The organism is Acinetobacter colistiniresistens (assembly GCF_024582815.1).
Lineage (GTDB): Bacteria > Pseudomonadota > Gammaproteobacteria > Pseudomonadales > Moraxellaceae > Acinetobacter.
In genome coordinates this window covers 283,014-300,441 of sequence record NZ_CP102099.1, presented here as the reverse complement: position 1 = coordinate 300,441, position 17,428 = coordinate 283,014, and the positions used below count along the sequence as shown (strand labels likewise).

Annotated in this window: 15 protein-coding genes and 4 pseudogenes; 15 read left to right on the top strand and 4 right to left on the bottom strand. The window is 41.1% G+C overall.

Going from position 1 to position 17,428, the window contains the following annotated elements; all coding sequences use genetic code 11:
- Nucleotides 1-26: 26 nt before the first annotated feature.
- The 4 genes from gspF to NQU59_RS01450 all read left to right on the top strand — a co-directional run bounded on the left by gspF (nt 27) and on the right by NQU59_RS01450 (nt 2,924).
- Complete coding sequence (gene gspF, locus NQU59_RS01465) at nt 27-1,232, top strand: type II secretion system inner membrane protein GspF (RefSeq protein ID WP_144583135.1); 1,206 nt, start codon at nt 27-29, stop codon at nt 1,230-1,232.
- Nucleotides 1,232-1,774: a type II secretion system major pseudopilin GspG gene (gene gspG / locus NQU59_RS01460; protein ID WP_096910975.1), complete on the top strand. Its 543-nt coding sequence runs from the start codon at nt 1,232-1,234 to the stop codon at nt 1,772-1,774. Before gspF ends, gspG begins: the two co-directional genes overlap by 1 nt.
- Before the next feature lie 261 nt (nt 1,775-2,035).
- Complete coding sequence (locus NQU59_RS01455; protein ID WP_096910976.1) at nt 2,036-2,380, top strand: hypothetical protein; 345 nt, start codon at nt 2,036-2,038, stop codon at nt 2,378-2,380.
- A 205-nt stretch (nt 2,381-2,585) separates the two neighbouring features.
- Nucleotides 2,586-2,924: a tRNA-binding protein gene (locus tag NQU59_RS01450; RefSeq protein WP_005240007.1), complete on the top strand. Its 339-nt coding sequence runs from the start codon at nt 2,586-2,588 to the stop codon at nt 2,922-2,924.
- Between the two features lies 1 nt (nt 2,925).
- Here NQU59_RS01450 and lnt read toward each other — a convergent pair whose 3' ends face one another.
- Both lnt and NQU59_RS01440 read right to left on the bottom strand, forming a co-directional pair.
- Nucleotides 2,926-4,485: an apolipoprotein N-acyltransferase gene (lnt, locus tag NQU59_RS01445; protein ID WP_257064669.1), complete on the bottom strand. Its 1,560-nt coding sequence runs from the start codon at nt 4,483-4,485 to the stop codon at nt 2,926-2,928.
- Nucleotides 4,482-5,321 (bottom strand): HlyC/CorC family transporter, encoded by an 840-nt coding sequence (locus tag NQU59_RS01440; RefSeq protein WP_005240002.1) that lies wholly within the window; start codon nt 5,319-5,321, stop codon nt 4,482-4,484. The genes lnt and NQU59_RS01440 overlap by 4 nt, the downstream gene beginning before the upstream one ends.
- A gap of 175 nt (nt 5,322-5,496) precedes the next feature.
- Between NQU59_RS01440 and tusA the strand changes: the two genes are divergently transcribed.
- From tusA to NQU59_RS18815, 5 genes and pseudogenes are all read left to right on the top strand, one after another.
- Nucleotides 5,497-5,754 (top strand): sulfurtransferase TusA, encoded by a 258-nt coding sequence (gene tusA / locus NQU59_RS01435; protein ID WP_005239999.1) that lies wholly within the window; start codon nt 5,497-5,499, stop codon nt 5,752-5,754.
- A 129-nt stretch (nt 5,755-5,883) separates the two neighbouring features.
- A pseudogene (locus NQU59_RS01430) lies at nt 5,884-6,330 on the top strand (PAAR domain-containing protein).
- Nucleotides 6,323-6,613 (top strand): annotated as a pseudogene (locus NQU59_RS01425) (PAAR domain-containing protein); the annotation flags it as partial. The pseudogenes NQU59_RS01430 and NQU59_RS01425, both read left to right, overlap by 8 nt.
- Before the next feature lie 935 nt (nt 6,614-7,548).
- A pseudogene (locus tag NQU59_RS18820) lies at nt 7,549-8,240 on the top strand (IS256 family transposase).
- Nucleotides 8,147-8,755: an IS256 family transposase gene (locus tag NQU59_RS18815; RefSeq protein WP_265937507.1), complete on the top strand. Its 609-nt coding sequence runs from the start codon at nt 8,147-8,149 to the stop codon at nt 8,753-8,755. Before NQU59_RS18820 ends, NQU59_RS18815 begins: the two are co-directional and overlap by 94 nt.
- A gap of 518 nt (nt 8,756-9,273) precedes the next feature.
- Here NQU59_RS18815 and NQU59_RS01415 read toward each other — a convergent pair.
- Entirely contained in the window at nt 9,274-10,986 is a 1,713-nt protein-coding gene (locus NQU59_RS01415) for an electron transfer flavoprotein-ubiquinone oxidoreductase (protein ID WP_043969987.1), read from the bottom strand.
- 187 nt (nt 10,987-11,173) lie between these two features.
- Here NQU59_RS01415 and NQU59_RS01410 point away from each other — a divergent pair, with 187 nt between their 5' ends.
- The 5 genes from NQU59_RS01410 to NQU59_RS01390 all read left to right on the top strand — a co-directional run bounded on the left by NQU59_RS01410 (nt 11,174) and on the right by NQU59_RS01390 (nt 15,612).
- Nucleotides 11,174-11,797, top strand: coding sequence for a DUF1285 domain-containing protein (locus NQU59_RS01410; RefSeq protein ID WP_257064662.1), 624 nt, complete (start codon nt 11,174-11,176; stop codon nt 11,795-11,797).
- 43 nt (nt 11,798-11,840) lie between these two features.
- Nucleotides 11,841-12,728, top strand: coding sequence for a glutamate racemase (gene murI, locus NQU59_RS01405; RefSeq protein ID WP_005239996.1), 888 nt, complete (start codon nt 11,841-11,843; stop codon nt 12,726-12,728).
- A 94-nt stretch (nt 12,729-12,822) separates the two neighbouring features.
- Nucleotides 12,823-13,851 (top strand): DUF4062 domain-containing protein, encoded by a 1,029-nt coding sequence (locus NQU59_RS01400; RefSeq protein WP_005239993.1) that lies wholly within the window; start codon nt 12,823-12,825, stop codon nt 13,849-13,851.
- Between the two features lie 70 nt (nt 13,852-13,921).
- The gene (gene hemH, locus NQU59_RS01395) at nt 13,922-14,938 is read left to right on the top strand and encodes a ferrochelatase (protein ID WP_257066100.1); all 1,017 of its coding nucleotides are present in this window, start codon (nt 13,922-13,924) and stop codon (nt 14,936-14,938) included.
- Nucleotides 14,939-14,967: 29 nt separating this feature from the next.
- Complete coding sequence (locus NQU59_RS01390; protein WP_257064661.1) at nt 14,968-15,612, top strand: MBL fold metallo-hydrolase; 645 nt, start codon at nt 14,968-14,970, stop codon at nt 15,610-15,612.
- A gap of 289 nt (nt 15,613-15,901) precedes the next feature.
- Here the strand turns inward: NQU59_RS01390 and NQU59_RS01385 are convergent.
- Nucleotides 15,902-17,108, bottom strand: a pseudogene (locus NQU59_RS01385) (IS256-like element ISAba26 family transposase).
- Between the two features lie 186 nt (nt 17,109-17,294).
- Here NQU59_RS01385 and pqqA point away from each other — a divergent pair.
- A complete protein-coding gene (pqqA, locus tag NQU59_RS01380; RefSeq protein WP_009514286.1) occupies nt 17,295-17,369 on the top strand; it encodes a pyrroloquinoline quinone precursor peptide PqqA in 75 nt (24 codons plus the stop codon).
- Nucleotides 17,370-17,428: the final 59 nt, after the last annotated feature.

The window sequence follows — 17,428 nt, the reverse complement described above, 5'->3', positions numbered from 1 at the left end:
TATTTTGGGACAATTAGAACAGAACCATGCCTGCTTATCAATTTACAGCTATTGATGCTTCTGGAAAGCAACATAAAGGTGTGCTGGAAGGGGATTCCGCACGCCAAATTCGCCAACAGTTACGCGACAAAGCATGGACACCGATTGCGGTCGATGCTGTTGAGCAAAAAGACAAACAACAACAGCGTTCATGGTTTAAAAAAAGCTTCAGTGCCTATGATCTGGCCTTGATGACCCGTCAACTTTCCGTATTGGTGGCGGCAGGGATTCCACTCGAAGAAGCATTGCGTGCGGTCAGTAAACAAAGTGAAAAATCACATGTTCAAAACTTGTTGATTGCCGTGCGTTCCAAGGTTTTAGAAGGACATTCATTGGCAAAAAGTATGCAGCAATCAGGCCGTTTTCCTGAGTTGTATATTGCAACAGTCGCTGCAGGGGAGCGCTCAGGCCATCTGGATCTGATTCTGGATCAGTTATCTGACTATACTGAAAACCGCTTTGCCATGCAGAAGAAAGTTCAAGGCGCGATGATCTATCCGATTGTCCTGATGCTGATGTCTTTCGGAATTGTGATGGGTTTGATGACCTATGTGGTACCAGAAATCGTCAAAACCTTTGAGCAAAGCAAAGAAGCATTGCCCTGGATTACGGTTGCGTTGATGAAAGCCAGTGCCTTTATCCGGCATACCTGGATTGGCATGCTTATTCTTGCCTTTGTTGCCGTCATTTTATTTACCCGTTTCCTCCGAACCACTGCAGGGCATTATGCATTTGACCGATTAACGCTCAGATTGCCACTATTTGGTAAACTTTCGCGTGGTATAAATGCGGCACGTTTTGCCAGTACCTTATCGATTCTGACTCGTTCTGGCGTGCCTTTGGTTGAAGCTCTGCGGATTGGGGCGGAAGTCAGTAATAACTGGGTGATTCGTGATGCCATCGAAGTGGCAATGGAGCGTGTAACAGAAGGTGGTAATTTGGCAACACAATTGGAGCGTTGCGGTTATTTCCCTCCAATGATGGTACAAATGATTCGAAGTGGTGAAGCATCAGGTGAGCTGGATCGCATGCTCGATCGCGCATCCACCATGCAGGACCGTGAAGTGACCACCTTTATTTCAACTTTGCTGGCTTTACTTGAACCCTTGATGCTGATTTTTATGGCAGCAATTGTATTGGTGATTGTGATTGCGGTAATGTTGCCAATTATTAATATGAACAATATGATTTGATGCGTGACATGAGAGAGATGAATATGAATAATTCAATGGATAAACAAAATGTTGGACATAGCTTGAATACTTGCACTCAAAGCATAGCTTCTTCTCTTGCGGCACGTTCGAGCGTTGCTCGAATGAATCGTGCCTCAGGATTTACCCTTATTGAAGTGATGGTTGTTATTGTCATTTTAGGTGTTTTGGCTGCACTGATTGTTCCGAATGTGATGGGCCGTGGTGAAAAAGCCAAAGTCGATACCACGCAAATTACCTTAAAAGGTGTTGCGGGTGCTTTGGATCAGTATAAGCTAGACAATGGTCGTTATCCATCAATGCAAGATGGCGGGTTGGATGCGTTGGTCCATCAACCTGCTTCTGCAAAAAATTGGTTGCCAGGGGGGTATGTTAAAGGGGGTTATCCAAAGGACAGTTGGGACAATGATTTACAGTACGTCATTCCTGGTCGTGAAGGTCGTCCATATGATTTATATTCGTTTGGTGCAGATGGTAAAGAAGGTGGCGAAGGTAACGATGCCGATATTTACTATCAACCATAATGTTTGAATAAAAATATTACTTCACTGTTGAGTTAAATAAATCGAGAGTGAAGTGATAATATTTCTTAATTATAAATATTTAATCAACTTATTGTAAAATAAAGAATAAATAAAATATTAAAGATTTGAGAGTTATAATAAGAATTATTTCCATATTTAATAGTTACAAGAAAAAGAAGTGATGCAGAAAAATAGGCTTTTTCTTCTGGTCAAAGCTTTGCATAATAAATTCAGACCCTTGAAATAAGTTGTGGAGATCAGATGAAAGCATTTTTTGTGTTAGATGAACTGAATCAGTTTCATTGGGCAATGCTTAAATCTGTATTGCTCATCTTAAGCCTATTGCCTTTTAGTGAAGGTGCTTTAAGCGTGTGGCAAGCGTCGGAAGGCAGCAGTCAAATCATGATCGGCTTTTTTGCCATGAGCTTGTTGAGTGCATGGTTTGTGTTGTGTTTTTTAAGTGCTTTAAAAACTAGTGTCTGGATCAATCATAAGCTGATTGCTAACGATGAACAGCTTTTATTTAAAGCCTACAGATATATTCCGATGCTATTCTTATCGAGTCTCGTGACCTATATATCGGTGCAATTATCGATGAATTTCTAAGCCAGAGATATTGAATAAAAACGTAGACCCAAGTTCTACGTTTTTTTATGACTTGTTTTTGACACGCTTTAATCGATTGGAATGAGCTCGGCACACTCTTGTGTATAGAAATTGTCCTAACTTCAAATAAAAATTTAGCCTGTTTATTAAAGATGCTAGATCGCCTATGCTGCAAACGGAACTTAACCAAAAGAGAATAAAAGAGATGCAACAGATCGAATGGAATGATTTTAGCAAAGTTGAACTACGGGTTGGACGGATCATTCAAGCGGAGGTCTTTAAACAAGCCCGAAAACCTGCTTATATTCTACAAGTGGATTTTGGTGAGGACTTGGGGATTCGAAAATCCAGTGCGCAAATTACCAAGTTGTATCAGCCTGATGATTTAATCGGAAAGCTGGTGGTCGCCGTAGTAAATTTTCCAAAAAAACAAATTGGGCCAATTCAGTCAGAATGTCTGGTCACAGGTTTTCATAATGCGGAAGGGGATGTTGCACTTTGTGTCCCAGAGTTTGATGTTCCTCTGGGTACAAAGTTGCTGTAATTTATCGACGTGATTTAAAAGTAATATTGACTTTACGTGGACGATAGATCCAGCCAACAATCAATAACAGCAGAGAGAAAAGCAAGATTGGGTAATCGCTTAAACGATTATACAATGTTTGCCCTTGCATGGCCGGTAACTCGCCACGGAGAACTGCTTCTTGATCGATAGGAGCGTGTTTTACGATATGACCATTCTGGTCAATAAACGCAGTTACACCTGTATTGGTGGCGCGAATAAACCAACGCCCATTTTCTTTGGCACGCATTTGTACCATTTGCAGATGTTGCCAAGGGCCTGCAGTTCCCGTAAACCAAGCATCATTGGAAACAGTAATTAAAAAGTCACTGTGAGATGCATTACGACGGGTCAGGTTGGGATAAGCCACTTCATAACAAATCGCCGCTGCAAGAGCATGGCCTTTTACTATTAAAGGTTTTTGATCGGATTCACCACGTGAGAACCCGCTCATGCTAACATCATTTTGCAGAGCTGGCAGTACCCATTTCAGCGCACCAGACAATGGAATATACTCACCAAAAGGAACTAAACGTTGTTTCTTATATAAGCCATAAGAGTCACTCCCTGAGGCCATAATACTGTTGTAATACAGCGGTTCACCGACTTGCTGTGATTTGGCCATATCCCAATAAGGAATACCTGTTACCCAAGCAGTATCGGTTTTTTTGGCTTGTGCCGCCATGCCATCCAGGAACTCAGGAATATCACTCTGGAACATCGGAATCGATGATTCTGGCCAGACAATCAGATCACGGCCCCATTCAGCACGGGTGAGGGTCGCGTAGATTTCTAAGGTTTTAATCTGGTATTCGGTCAACCATTTCAGGTCTTGCGGAATATTGCCTTGAATCAAAGACACACTCAGCGGCTTGGCTGCTTTAGGTTGCACAAATTGAATAAATCCAGCTCCCCAAGCACCTATAATCAGCAGTGCCGAAGGAATGGCCCAAAACCAGCGGCGATTGAGGATTTCGACCAAAGCACAGGCCAATACGATCACGACGAATGAAACGGCATAGACACCAAAGAGGGGTGCATAACCATCGAGTAAACGTTCGGTGAAAGCATAACCTGCAAACAACCACGGGAAACCAGTGAAGACCCAGGTTTTCGCCCATTCGAATAATACCCAGAGTGGGGCAAAGGTCAGTGGTGTTTCAGGGAAAAAGCGACGATACAACCACGTTTGAAAGGCAGTAAATAAGCCCATAGCGGCGGCCATAATGACAATCATCAACACACTTAAAAAGGCATTGGTGTCACCATAGGTATGGATCGAGGTATAGAGCCAAAATGCGCCGACAAACCATAGACCAAAACCGTAAGCCCAACCTAGTGCAAAAGCTTGGCGTGGACTACGTTGACGCAATACTGCATACAGTAATGCAGGCGATAAAATCGCAAGCCACCAAAAATAATAAGGGGCCAGAGCTAAACTAAAGATTGCACCCGAAATGAGTGCAATCAATAGTGGAAAAATAAAAGGAAGCTGCGTTTGTGTCTGAGATGAATTTAACAGCTTCTCAAAATAGGTTCTCATTGACGGACAGCTCGAATCAGATGAATGGTGCGTGCATCTGCTTCAATAATGGTAAATTGCCAATCTCCAAGCTCAATGGTTTGACCTTGTAAATCGCTCACTAAACCAATCTCTTGCAGCAGTAAGCCGCCCATAGTTTCAACTTCATCGTCAGAAAAATCTGCATCTAAAATAGTGTTGAAGTGTTCGATTGGTGTAAGTGCCTGCACAATCCAGGTATTGGCTGTGGTTGGGTCATTGTCTGGTACGATATAGAGTGCTTCTTCATCGGCAATATCGTGCTCATCTTCAATTTCACCCACAATCTCTTCGAGAATATCTTCCAACGTGACCAAACCCGCGGTTGAACCATATTCATCAATCACAATCGCAATATGGGTTTGGGTATTTTTTAACATGCGTAGCACTTGGTCTGAACGTGCACTTTCCGGCACGAAAACAGGCTGACGCATCAATGAACGAATATCGACTTTGACATTACGCTCGGTTAAAAATGGCAAAAGATCTTTCGCTAATAAGATACCCACGACATTATCGCTTTGATCTGCTGAAAATACAGGGAAGCGTGAATGTGCAGAATCAATCAGTACATCCAGAATATCGAGTAATTGATCGTCTTCCTGCAAGCTGATGATTGCTGTACGCGGTGTCATGACTTCTCGAATCTTGGTTGCTGGCAGATCGAGAACACCCTCAAGCATAGCAACAGTATCTGGCTCTAAAAAGCGACGTGAGTCTTGAACTAACTTGAGTAATTCATCACGGGTTTCTGGTGCGGTACCTAACCATTTTCTTAAGCCACGCATACCCCACGACGGACTGGATTCCTCGACCATGATCTTTCCTAAAGACTCTCTATATCAATTAGATGATTTTCATCATACCGAAGATAAAGCGCAGATGCACCAATAATACTATGTAAAAAACGTACAGTTTCCCAAAATAGAGTAGATGATTTTTATATGAGCGGATTATGCTAAAATGTGAAAATTCGAATATTTGAGTTTTATGATGTCTGACCAACCAAAACTTCCTGCTGTTCAAATCAATACGCGAGGTTTACGTTGCCCCGAACCTGTGATGATGTTGCATCAAGCCATTCGCAAAGCCAAGTCGGGTGATATTGTTGAGGTATTGGCTACAGACCCGTCTACATCATGGGATATTCCAAAGTTTTGTATGCATCTTGGGCATGAGTTGGTATTAAAAGAAGAAAGTCTGGATGAAAACAGCAATACGGAATATCGTTATCTTGTGCAGAAAGGTTAGGATTTAGAATTAAATTTTTTAATTAGCACAGCTTAAATATATTTAAAGTTTTGGTAGACATATATTGTTGTCATGTTTGGAAAATTTGTTATGCTTAAACCTCAGAATAAGATTAGAGGGAATAAGGAAATGGCAAGACCAAATTTTTTACATGAGTTGCCTGTAGAGCAATTACAACAATTGTCTCAAGAGGAAATCGATCAGACAATAAAAGCAGAACAGCTGTATTTTCAGCACAGACCTAAGACTTTATATCACCTTGCAGTAAATGGTGCGAAGACTCGAAATGGTGGTTTAGTTAAAGCTAGTGCATTAAAGGGTCGAATTGGTGGATTGGCTATTGCCTTGGTTGGTGATGATGTAATTTATGAAGATGGAACGAGTTCTAAAATTGTTTAAGGTGCAGGCAGGGCTTGTGTAGTAGAAGGCAAATCTGTTGCATTGGTTGGAAGCCATGTAGAAAACGGTGATGAAATTATTGATAGTCCGAATAAATCTGTGGCTATTAATATTTTTAAAGGTGAAAAAGCTCCAGAAGGTTTTTTAAACCGAGAAGAGGGCTGGCAACATGGCTAAAGGTTTTGCAATTAATAATTCCATGACTGATCACGGTGGAATCATTCAAGCAACGCAACAAAGAACCTCTCAAATGGGAAATTTATTTTTACGTGCTGGTGATGGTCACTTTTGTCCTAAATGTAAATGCTGGTCAACAATACAGGCAAGTCATAACCATATCATTATGGATGGTAAACCAGTCGCTTATGTTGGTGATTTACTCAGTTGTGGAGCTAAAATTTTACCTAAGCAAGACCATGTTGTTGGAGAGAGCCAAGGTTCTAACTACGGTAAATCTTCGCTGGCAAACTTAAAATCAGTTTCATCATGGCAAAGTACAAATAATAATTTAGTTGAGGATAAGAATAATAAAGATGAAACCTGTTTTTGTAATAAAGATATAACGGTCGATTTATTGCAACAAATTCTTCCCAAGGAGGCCTTAACAAAAGGTTTATTTCATCGATCACAATATCCAAAAATTAAAGGTCTAGATATTAATGAATTTCTTGATCTATTAAATTCTTCAATGGCAAAGCATGAAATAAATACATGTCTTAGAAAAGCCCATTTCATTGCTCAAATTTCATGTGAAGGAGATCATTTTAGAACCACAGAAGAATATAAAAACCGCGATGGATCAATGCCTGCTATATGGAGTAATTATGAGGGTGGACCTCAATATCATGGTAGAGGATTAATTCAATTAACACACTTAAAAAAACTACAAAAAATATGGATCGATTGCCGGTCAACAATTTGTTCCAAATCAACTGGACCTTGTTGCTTCAGAACCAGAATATGTTATTGATTCTGCAACATGGTATTGGGAAAAAGGTTCAGCCTGGGGAAATGCGAATACATATGCAGATAAAGATGATATTCATTATATCACTATGCTAGTTAATGGAGGGTTTAATGATTATTGTGGTAGAAAGAATAATCTCTTGAAATTAATAAATTTAATGCAAATAAGAGAAACTTGTGTTCAGATCAAAGAGAGCAAGCAAGTCATTGGTGAATATAGTTTTAATTCGAGTAAGTTAAGTTCAAGTAAGGTTGGAACTAATATTTGGAAAAGTTATCATACAAATAAGATAAAAGCTCCTAATGTGAGCTGTGAGTCGTTATAAGAGATGAGCATGAAAAAATTAGCTATTAGGGACTGTTCTAAATTTTGTGTAAGTACTTAATTTTCATTTATCCTTCAGAGGATAATTACAAAAGGTACTTCACATGGATGAAGCAACAATCAAAAGTATGGCTGCCGAATTGGCTAAAGGTCTAAAAACACCAGAAGACTTAAACCAAATGACAGCAGTCTTTAAAAAATTCATGATTGAAACTGCACTCAATACTGAACTTTCAGACCATCTCGGTTATGAAAAGCATCAGTCCAGGAAAGGCTCAAATAGCCGTAATGGGTTTAGTTCTAAAACCATTACAACTCAAGATGGACAACTGGCTTTAGATATTCCCCGTGATCGAGAAGGTTCATTTGAGCCACAAATTATCAAAAGCACCAAACACGCATCACCAGTATGGATGACCAAATCCTCTCACTGTATGCAAAAGGAATGACTAATAGGGAAATTGTAGCCTTCTTCAAAGAAATGTACGATGCCGATGTCTCAGCATCTCTCATCAGCAAAGTTACCGATGCTGTGATTGAGCAAGTGACTGAGTGGCAAAATAGAGCCTTAGATAGCCTTTATCCTGTTGTCTATCTTGACTGTATTGTTGTCAAAGTCCGTCAGCACTCCAATGTGATTAACAAGTCCGTATACCTTGCTTTAGGCATCAATATGGATGGACAAAAAGAATTACTGGGTATGTGGATTGCTCAGACAGAAGGTGCCAAATTCTGGCTGTCAGTCATGACAGAGCTAAAAATCGAGGAGTACAGGATATTCTTGTTGCCTGTGTAGATGGATTAAAAGGCTTTCCTGACGCGATAGCCTCCGTTTACCCTCATACTGATATTCAACTGTGTATCGTGCATGTTGTACGCAATAGCCTGAGATTTGTAAGCTGGAAAGACTACAAGGCTGTTACCTCGGGTCTGAAAGCGATTTATCAGGCAAGTACAGAGGAAAATGCTTTAAAGTCCCTAGACATCTTCTGTGATCAATGGAATCACCAGTATCCCAAAATTGGAGAATCCTGGCGGGCCAATTGGGAAAATATCCGAACGATCTTTAGCTATCCAGCCGAAATACGTCATGCAATTTATACAACAAATGCGATTGAGTCGTTGAATAGCGTAATACGCCATTCAACGAAGAAGAGGAAAATCTTTTCATCTGATGACTCAGTAAAGAAGGTCATTTACTTAGCAACATCAAATGCTGCGAAGAAATGGACGATGCCAATTCAAAATTGGCGTTTAGCAATGAATTGGTTTACGATTCAGTTCGATGATCGATTAAAAGATCATTTATAAAAATGGAACTTACACAAAATAATTTACAGGCTCAGCTATTATATTTATTACTCTAATATCAAGTATTGTTTATGCTTCAACTGATGATGTGATTAAGTTAGAAAAAGGCTCAAACTTTAACTTTAAAGCTTGTCAAAATATATCCCGATTGCAAGTTTTGGAACCTAATAAAGATGAATTAGATAATTTCCAAGTAGAACATAATGATTCAATTTCTATTGAATTGGTAACAAAAGATAAATTAAAGTGTTATTTATTTAAATATTATCCTGAAACTTCATCTAATTTACATTTTTCTGTTAAAAAAATAATCTAATAATTTTGGAGATGGTTGGCTCGACGATCAATGGAAATTGGCTGGAAAAAAATATGAAATTAACTTAAAACGGAATATATTGTATAAGAAAAAGCTAAGTTTATTACTTATTCTACAGATGGAAGTGGAAAAACCCATAAGGAAGTCAATGATTGGTAAGATTAAAAAATCCGAGTCTAAACTCGGATTTTTTCATTTTGAATTACATATTCGGATAGTTCGGACCACCACCACCTTCAGGTGTTACCCAAGTAATGTTCTGTGATGGATCTTTAATATCACAGGTCTTACAGTGAACACAGTTGGCTGCGTTGATCTGGAAGCGTTTAGAACCGTCATCATTTTCCATGATTTCGTAAACCCCTGCCGGGCAGTAGCGTTGAGCTGGCTCATCCCATTTCGGTAAGTTCACGTTCACTGGAATTGAAGGATCAGTTAACTTCAAATGAGCAGGTTGGTTTTCTTCATGTACGGTATTAGATACGAATACAGAAGATAAACGATCAAAAGTCAACTTGCCATCTGGTTTTGGGTAGTTTGGCTTAAACGTAGAAGCATCCACGGTTTTAAGCACGGCAAAGTCTTGTTTAAGATCGTGCAAAGTGAATGGCACTTTAAAGATGTTTTGATCGATAAAGTTAAACGCACCACCAATCCATTGACCAAATTTATGCATCGCTGGGCCAAAGTTACGCGAGCTATATAACTCTTCTTTTAACCAAGAGTTGTTATATTTATCAGTATAAGCGGTCAGTTCTTTGTCAAAGTGGTCTTCGCCTTCAAGCACACGTGCAATCGCAAGATCACCACCTTTGGCCACGCCCGCCGCAATTGCTTCGAATACTGCCTCACCACATAACATGCCTGATTTCATTGCCGTGTGTGAGCCTTTGATTTTTGAGAAGTTCAAGAAACCAGCATCATCACCAATCAAGCAACCGCCCGGGAAGGTGAGTTTAGGCAATGCATTGAAGCCGCCTTTCACCACAGCACGTGCGCCGTAAGAAATACGTTTGCCGCCTTCAAGGAATTGCTTGATGGTTGGATGTGTTTTCCAACGTTGCATTTCCATGAATGGATACATGTGTGGATTTTCATAGGATAAATCCACGATCATACCCAAAGTCACTTGGTTGTTTTCAGCATGATATAACCACCAGCCACCAGAAGAACCAGTTTCAGACAAAGGCCAACCTGCGCCGTGCATTACCAAGCCTGGCTTATGTTTTGCAGGATCGATTTCCCAAAGTTCTTTAATCCCGATACCGTAGTGCTGTGGATCAGCATCTTTATCAAGATTATATTTTGCAATCAGACGTTTACCGAGATGACCACGGCAGCCTTCAGCAAATAAAGTGTACTTGGCATGTAGTTCATAACCAGGCGTGAAGTTATGCGTTGGCTCACCATTTTTGCCAATGCCCATATCACCTGTTTGAATGCCTTTTACTGTGCCATCTTCATGATAAAGCACTTCAGCAGCAGCAAAGCCTGGGAAGATTGAAACTTCAAGTTCTTCCGCTTTTTGGCCCAACCAGCGTACAACGTTACCTAAGGAAATTACATAGTTTCCTTCGTTGTGCATAGATTTTGGCACCATCCAATACGGCATTTTTTGTGCTTTGGTATCAGACAATAAGAAATATGTTTCGTCACCTGTCACAGGTACGTTTAGTGGTGCGCCTTCTTCTTTCCAGTTCGGAAATAATTCATTCATGGCACGTGGTTCAAGTACAGCACCAGAAAGAATATGTGCACCTACTTCAGAGCCTTTTTCAACAACACAAACAGAAAGATCAGGCAGGTTGTTTTCAATCGCTAATTGACGAATTTTAATCGCAGCAGATAAACCCGCAGGGCCTGCGCCTACGATCACTACGTCAAACTCCATCGCTTCACGTTCGATGTGTTCCATGTAGGACTCCTCATATTTTTAGGGGTGGCAACCGTAATATTGCGATTCGGTGCTGCCATGAGTGTTCTGAATTGCCAAACACAAATGATAGTATTGTGCTTGCAAACGTTTGGGATAGTATAGTTTTAATCCTTGATCTCGCCAATTGGCTGAGTGGTCATATTTTCTCGTCAGCAAGGCATAAACTATGATAAATGAAAATGATTCTCCACCAAGCTCTTTTCAAAATAAGGGAAAAATCGTGTTTTCTGATGATAAAAACTTAATGGACATTGCACAATACATAAAAGATGTACAGCAAAGTCACAAAAGGTCAATTCCCCCTTTAGAGCAATGGCACACAAAGCATTGCGGCAAAATGGATTTACGCGTAAAAGCCAATGGCGAATGGTGGCACGAAGGTCAATTGGTCAAACGCCAAGCGCTTCTCGACCTGTTCACCAAGGTGCTCTGGAAAGAAGATGGCAAATTCTACCTCAAAACCCCGGTTGAACAGATTGAAATTGAGGTTGAAGATGAGCCTTTATTGATCAATCAGGCCGATCAGGTCGAGATTGAAGGCAAGACCTATTTGCAACTGACTACCAGCAATCAGGATGTGGTGATTGTCGATGAAGCGCATCCGGTTTTTATGCGCGAATATCAGGGTGAATTACGACCTTATGTGCACGTTCGATTTGGCATCAATGCCTTGATTCAACGTCAGAGTTTTTATCATCTCGTCAACTACGGCAGTTTGTCAGAAAATGCGCAAGGTGAAGCGGTTTTAACATTAAAAAGTGGTGATTTAGTCTTGCATTTAAGCACCTGAGGTTTAAGCTTAAAAGAGTAAATAAACTAGTACCTGTGTGTGTATGACCGCTGTCCAATCGTTGCCTCTTTTACTTAATCCAATGCCACATGCATCGGCTGATGCGCCCATTGGTGTTTTTGATTCAGGAATTGGTGGATTGTCGGTTGCACAAGAAATTGCCCGCCATTTACCCAATGAGCGCATTCTTTATTATGCCGATACAGCGCATGTGCCTTATGGGGCACGTTCAGATCAGGAAATTCGCCAACTGACGGCCCAAGCAATTGAATGGCTGTATCGTCAAGGCTGTAAAATTGCGGTGGTTGCTTGTAATACTGCGTCTGCATTCAGTCTGGACTATTTACGTGAACACTATGGCGAGCGTTTTCCGATTGTGGGTTTAGTCCCAGCCTTAAAACCTGCGGTGATTCAAACCCAATCGAAAGTTGTCGCGGTATTGGCGACGCCTGCAACCTTCCGTGGGCAACTGATTAAAGATGTGATGGCAAACTTTGCACAGCCTGCGGGGGTTCAAGTATTGACGGTGACCAATCTGGAATTGGTGCCTTTTGTTGAAGCTGGACAACAGATGAGTGCTGCTTGTTTGGACGTGTTGCAACAGATTTTACAGCCTGTGGTGGCGCAAGGTGCCGACTTTTTAGTATTGGGTTGTACTCATTATCCCTTCTTAAAAGATGCGATTCGTCAGATTTTTGATGAAAAATTAAAATTAATTGATTCTGGACAAGCAGTTGCGCGACAAACCGCGTATATTTTAATTAAAAATGGGTTATTATGTGACAAAATACGTCATAATATTACACGTATTGAATGTTATGTCAGTGGTAACAATGCTGTAGAGTTGGAATCAGTATTACAGCACCTTATCTCAGAACAATTAACATGGAAGATTCAAAATTTGGACGATATTGGGATGGAAAATCACTAATCGGACCATTTTTATAGATTGAGTTGGGGTTAGCTGTTAATAAAAATCAAGATGCATACTTGATATTATTGATAAATGAATTGGGGCTTCGCCTATGCAAGATACTCGTTATCAAGTCTTTGTTTCTACCTCTGGTAATGAAATGCAACCAGAGCGAGCGGTTTTGGCACAAACTCTGGTGGGAATGGGGTTCCTATCTTGGGGCTTGGAACAGCGCACGCCGTTAAGTACTTCTATTGCACGACGCCAGATAGATGATTGTGATTATGTGGTGATTCTGTTGGGGAGTCAGTACGGTGAACAGTCGGTTTCAGGTGTGGGTTATATGCATCTGGAATATATTTATGCCATGACCAAACAGAAGCCTGTGATTGTGTTCATGCATGAAGATCCAGAATCACGGGATGCCAAGTTGCATGATCCCAAAGTTGAACTCAAAGAAAAATTCAAAGAGTTTAGAAAGCAGTTACAACATGAAGTGGATCAAGTCTTTTGTTATCGCACGTTAAGAGACTTGGAACTTGCTGTCCGTTCAAGCATGCCGCAGATGTTGGAGCGCTACCCTGTGGTGGGGTGGGTGCGTCCACAAAACACGCAAGTATTGCGTGATGAAATTGATGCCTTGCGTGCCAAAGTCAAACAACTGGAAACTGAGTTGGGCAATCGTGAAGCAGACCCGCTGACCAGTGTCGCCAAAGTTTCAATGCATGAGCTGTACTCCTTTGAATATCGTATGCATGCCTATCAGGATGGGAACTTCAAGGAAGTTAAACCACATCGTAAAATGACATGGGCGCAATTGCTTAATGTCTTGGGTTCAGCCTTTGTGATCCCGACACCTGAAGAATTCTTCTCAAAGAAAATAAATGAATATTTAAATGAGACGGGCTTGGAGGACGCACGTAAAGAAATGCCGAGAGCTCATGCAGTATCTCGTGCACAAGTCAATATTCGTGCTTTGCATGAGATCAAGTTGCAAATGCGTCAAAATGAATGGATTATGCCGACGGGACGAGATGATCGCCAACGTATGCTGTGGCAATTGACGGCGAAAGGGCAGAAGCTGTTGGAAAGTAATGTGCTGGATAGCAATCGGGTTTTTCAGTTTAAGACCATGCATTAATCCAATTTAGAAAAAAGCGTCAAAACTGCTAAAGTAATTGAATGAATTCAATGAAAAGCGGATGCGGTCTATGTTAGCGACACAAAAACCCAAAGTGACGGTGATTCTGGCAAATCTAGGAACACCGGATGAAGCCACTGTGCCAGCTGTACGACGCTTTCTAAAGCAGTTTTTATCTGATACACGTGTAATTGAGATTCCCAAATTGCTTTGGTGGATCATCCTGCATCTATTTGTGCTGACCTTCCGCCCAAAACGTGTGGCTGAAGCCTATGCTTCGGTCTGGTCGAATGACTCGCCGATGCGTGAAATTGTGTTGCAACAAAGTATGTTGATCAAACAGCGTTTAGAACATGAAAATCAGCAGTTTGATCTTACTGTTGTTCCGGCCATGACCTATGGTCGACCAGGGATTACTGCGGTGCTTGATCAACTGGCGCAGACCCCACAAGAACATGTCATTCTACTGCCGCTTTTCCCTCAGTATTCGGCAACTTCGACTGCACCGTTATATGATGCCTTTGCCAAGTGGATTCCACAGCAACGTCATTTACCTGGGATGACCCTGATTAAAGATTATTATCAGCATCCGCTGTTCATTCAGGCCTTAGCTGATAGTGTGCTGAATTATCAAATGAAACACGGCAAGCCTGAAAAACTACTGATGTCATTTCATGGGATTCCGCAGCCCTATGCCGATAAAGGCGATCCCTATGCAGATCGTTGTCGTGTGACGGCACGATTGGTCGCTGAGGCTTTGCATTTGGGCGATGATGAATGGGCAATTAGCTTTCAGTCCCGCTTTGGTAAGCAAGAGTGGGTGAAACCCTATACCGATCAGCTATTGCAACAATGGGGGGAACAAAAAGTACAATCGGTTCAGGTGATTAGTCCAGCCTTTTCCGCAGACTGTCTGGAAACGCTGGAAGAGCTGGCGATGCAAAATAAAGAGATTTTCCAGCATGCAGGTGGAGGTGATTATGCCTATATTCCTGCTTTGAATACGGATCAGGCACATATAGATTTGCTTGCGAGTCTGGTTCAGGCTAATCTTGACGCACTGACCCATACCTTAGCCCATCGTTAAATCGACGCTTTATTTCGCCAGAGGTTTCTATGCTGCAAGTCAAAATCGTCCCTGTTACTGCATTCGCCCAAAATTGTTCAATCTTATGGGATAGTGACAGTAAAGACGCTGTTTTAATTGATGCCGGTGGTGATGCAGCAGTGCTGAAAAAAGAAGTCGAGGCTTTGGGTTTAAAGGTCAAGGCACTGTGGTTAACCCATGGGCATCTTGATCATGCTGGAGCTGTGGGCGAATTGGCTGAAACTTGGAAAATCCCAGTGATTGGCCCGCATAAAGAGGATCAGTTCTGGTTGGACATGATTCAGGAAGTCTCAGCGCGTTATGGTTTCCCCATTCCACAACCCGTTAAAGTGGATCAATGGCTCGAAGGTGGTGAAGTATTAACATTGGGTGAGGATGAGTTTGAGGTGCGGTTTGCGCCAGGTCATACCCCAGGACATGTCATGTTCTATAATGCCAAGCATGGGTTATTGTGGACGGGGGATGTGCTGTTTAAAGGGTCGATTGGTCGTACTGATTTCCCAAAAGGCAATCATCAGCAGTTATTGGATTCAATCCAGCGTGAATGCTTTAGCTTGCCCGATGAAACCCAGTTTATTTCAGGCCATGGACCGATGAGTACCATTGGCTATGAAAAGCAGTTCAATCCTTTTGTGGCAAGCAAGGCTGGTTAAGTTTAGTCGTAATTGTTCCTCTGTATAACGCTTGTTTTATACAGAGGTTTGTTCTCTCAGCAGGCATAGTGCTATTTTTTTCGATGAAGCACGCTTAGCGGTTTCATTGCTAAATCAATAAATCATGTGAAGTGCGCAATAATAAGTCCTCTGCTGTTGGGCATGACTGAATATGAGCAGAAGGTATAACAAGAAAAGATACCGAAGCGTAGAAAAAACTCACAATTATCGAACAATATCTTTGACTGGGAATGTGAGCCTGTAAATTATTTTGTGTAAGTTCCATTTTTTATAAATGATCTTTTAATCGATCATCGAACTGAATCGTAAACCAATTCATTGCTAAACGCCAATTTTGAATTGGCATCGTCCATTTCTTCGCAGCATTTGATGTTGCTAAGTAAATGACCTTCTTTACTGAGTCATCAGATGAAAAGATTTTCCTCTTCTTCGTTGAATGGCGTATTACGCTATTCAACGACTCAATCGCATTTGTTGTATAAATTGCATGACGTATTTCGGCTGGATAGCTAAAGATCGTTCGGATATTTTCCCAATTGGCCCGCCAGGATTCTCCAATTTTGGGATACTGGTGATTCCATTGATCACAGAAGATGTCTAGGGACTTTAAAGCATTTTCCTCTGTACTTGCCTGATAAATCGCTTTCAGACCCGAGGTAACAGCCTTGTAGTCTTTCCAGCTTACAAATCTCAGGCTATTGCGTACAACATGCACGATACACAGTTGAATATCAGTATGAGGGTAAACGGAGGCTATCGCGTCAGGAAAGCCTTTTAATCCATCTACACAGGCAACAAGAATATCCTGTACTCCTCGATTTTTTAGCTCTGTCATGACTGACAGCCAGAATTTGGCACCTTCTGTCTGAGCAATCCACATACCCAGTAATTCTTTTGTCCATCCATATTGATGCCTAAAGCAAGGTATACGGACTTGTTAATCACATTGGAGTGCTGACGGACTTTGACAACAATACAGTCAAGATAGACAACAGGATAAAGGCTATCTAAGGCTCTATTTTGCCACTCAGTCACTTGCTCAATCACAGCATCGGTAACTTTGCTGATGAGAGATGCTGAGACATCGGCATCGTACATTTCTTTGAAGAAGGCTACAATTTCCCTATTAGTCATTCCTTTTGCATACAGTGAGAGGATTTGGTCATCCATACTGGTGATGCGTGTTTGGTGCTTTTGATAATTTGTGGCTCAAATGAACCTTCTCGATCACGGGGAATATCTAAAGCCAGTTGTCCATCTTGAGTTGTAATGGTTTTAGAACTAAACCCATTACGGCTATTTGAGCCTTTCCTGGACTGATGCTTTTCATAACCGAGATGGTCTGAAAGTTCAGTATTGAGTGCAGTTTCAATCATGAATTTTTTAAAGACTGCTGTCATTTGGTTTAAGTCTTCTGGTGTTTTTAGACCTTTAGCCAATTCGGCAGCCATACTTTTGATTGTTGCTTCATCCATGTGAAGTACCTTTTGTAATTATCCTCTGAAGGATAAATGAAAATTAAGTACTTACACAAAATTTAGAACAGTCCCGGGAATGTCTACAAATTCACCTTTTTTAATTAGAATCAAATCGTGAACGTTTTATTCAAATTGAACATGTCGTTTATTTTTATACGATGAAAACAGATTGGAGACGATTTTATGCAATGGACGAAACCTGCTTTTACCGATGTTCGTATTGGATTCGAAGTGACCATGTACTTCGAAGTTCGTTAATGCTTTATCACAAAATTTATACTAAGCCCTAGTCACGTCTAGGGCTTATCTTTTCTAAT

Excerpts from the sequence above, each read along its gene's own strand:
- murI (WP_005239996.1), top strand. The coding sequence starts at position 11,841 with ATGACCGCTGTCCAATCGTTGCCTCTTTTACTTAATCCAATGCCACAT.
- NQU59_RS01400 (WP_005239993.1), top strand. The coding sequence starts at position 12,823 with ATGCAAGATACTCGTTATCAAGTCTTTGTTTCTACCTCTGGTAATGAA.
- gspG (WP_096910975.1), top strand. The coding sequence starts at position 1,232 with ATGCGTGACATGAGAGAGATGAATATGAATAATTCAATGGATAAACAA.
- gspF (WP_144583135.1), top strand. The coding sequence starts at position 27 with ATGCCTGCTTATCAATTTACAGCTATTGATGCTTCTGGAAAGCAACAT.
- NQU59_RS01410 (WP_257064662.1), top strand. The coding sequence starts at position 11,174 with ATGATAAATGAAAATGATTCTCCACCAAGCTCTTTTCAAAATAAGGGA.
- NQU59_RS01450 (WP_005240007.1), top strand. The coding sequence starts at position 2,586 with ATGCAACAGATCGAATGGAATGATTTTAGCAAAGTTGAACTACGGGTT.
- tusA (WP_005239999.1), top strand. The coding sequence starts at position 5,497 with ATGTCTGACCAACCAAAACTTCCTGCTGTTCAAATCAATACGCGAGGT.
- lnt (WP_257064669.1), bottom strand. The coding sequence starts at position 4,485 with ATGAGAACCTATTTTGAGAAGCTGTTAAATTCATCTCAGACACAAACG.
- NQU59_RS01415 (WP_043969987.1), bottom strand. The coding sequence starts at position 10,986 with ATGGAACACATCGAACGTGAAGCGATGGAGTTTGACGTAGTGATCGTA.
- NQU59_RS01440 (WP_005240002.1), bottom strand. The coding sequence starts at position 5,321 with ATGGTCGAGGAATCCAGTCCGTCGTGGGGTATGCGTGGCTTAAGAAAA.
- hemH (WP_257066100.1), top strand. The coding sequence starts at position 13,922 with ATGTTAGCGACACAAAAACCCAAAGTGACGGTGATTCTGGCAAATCTA.
- NQU59_RS01390 (WP_257064661.1), top strand. The coding sequence starts at position 14,968 with ATGCTGCAAGTCAAAATCGTCCCTGTTACTGCATTCGCCCAAAATTGT.
- NQU59_RS01455 (WP_096910976.1), top strand. The coding sequence starts at position 2,036 with ATGAAAGCATTTTTTGTGTTAGATGAACTGAATCAGTTTCATTGGGCA.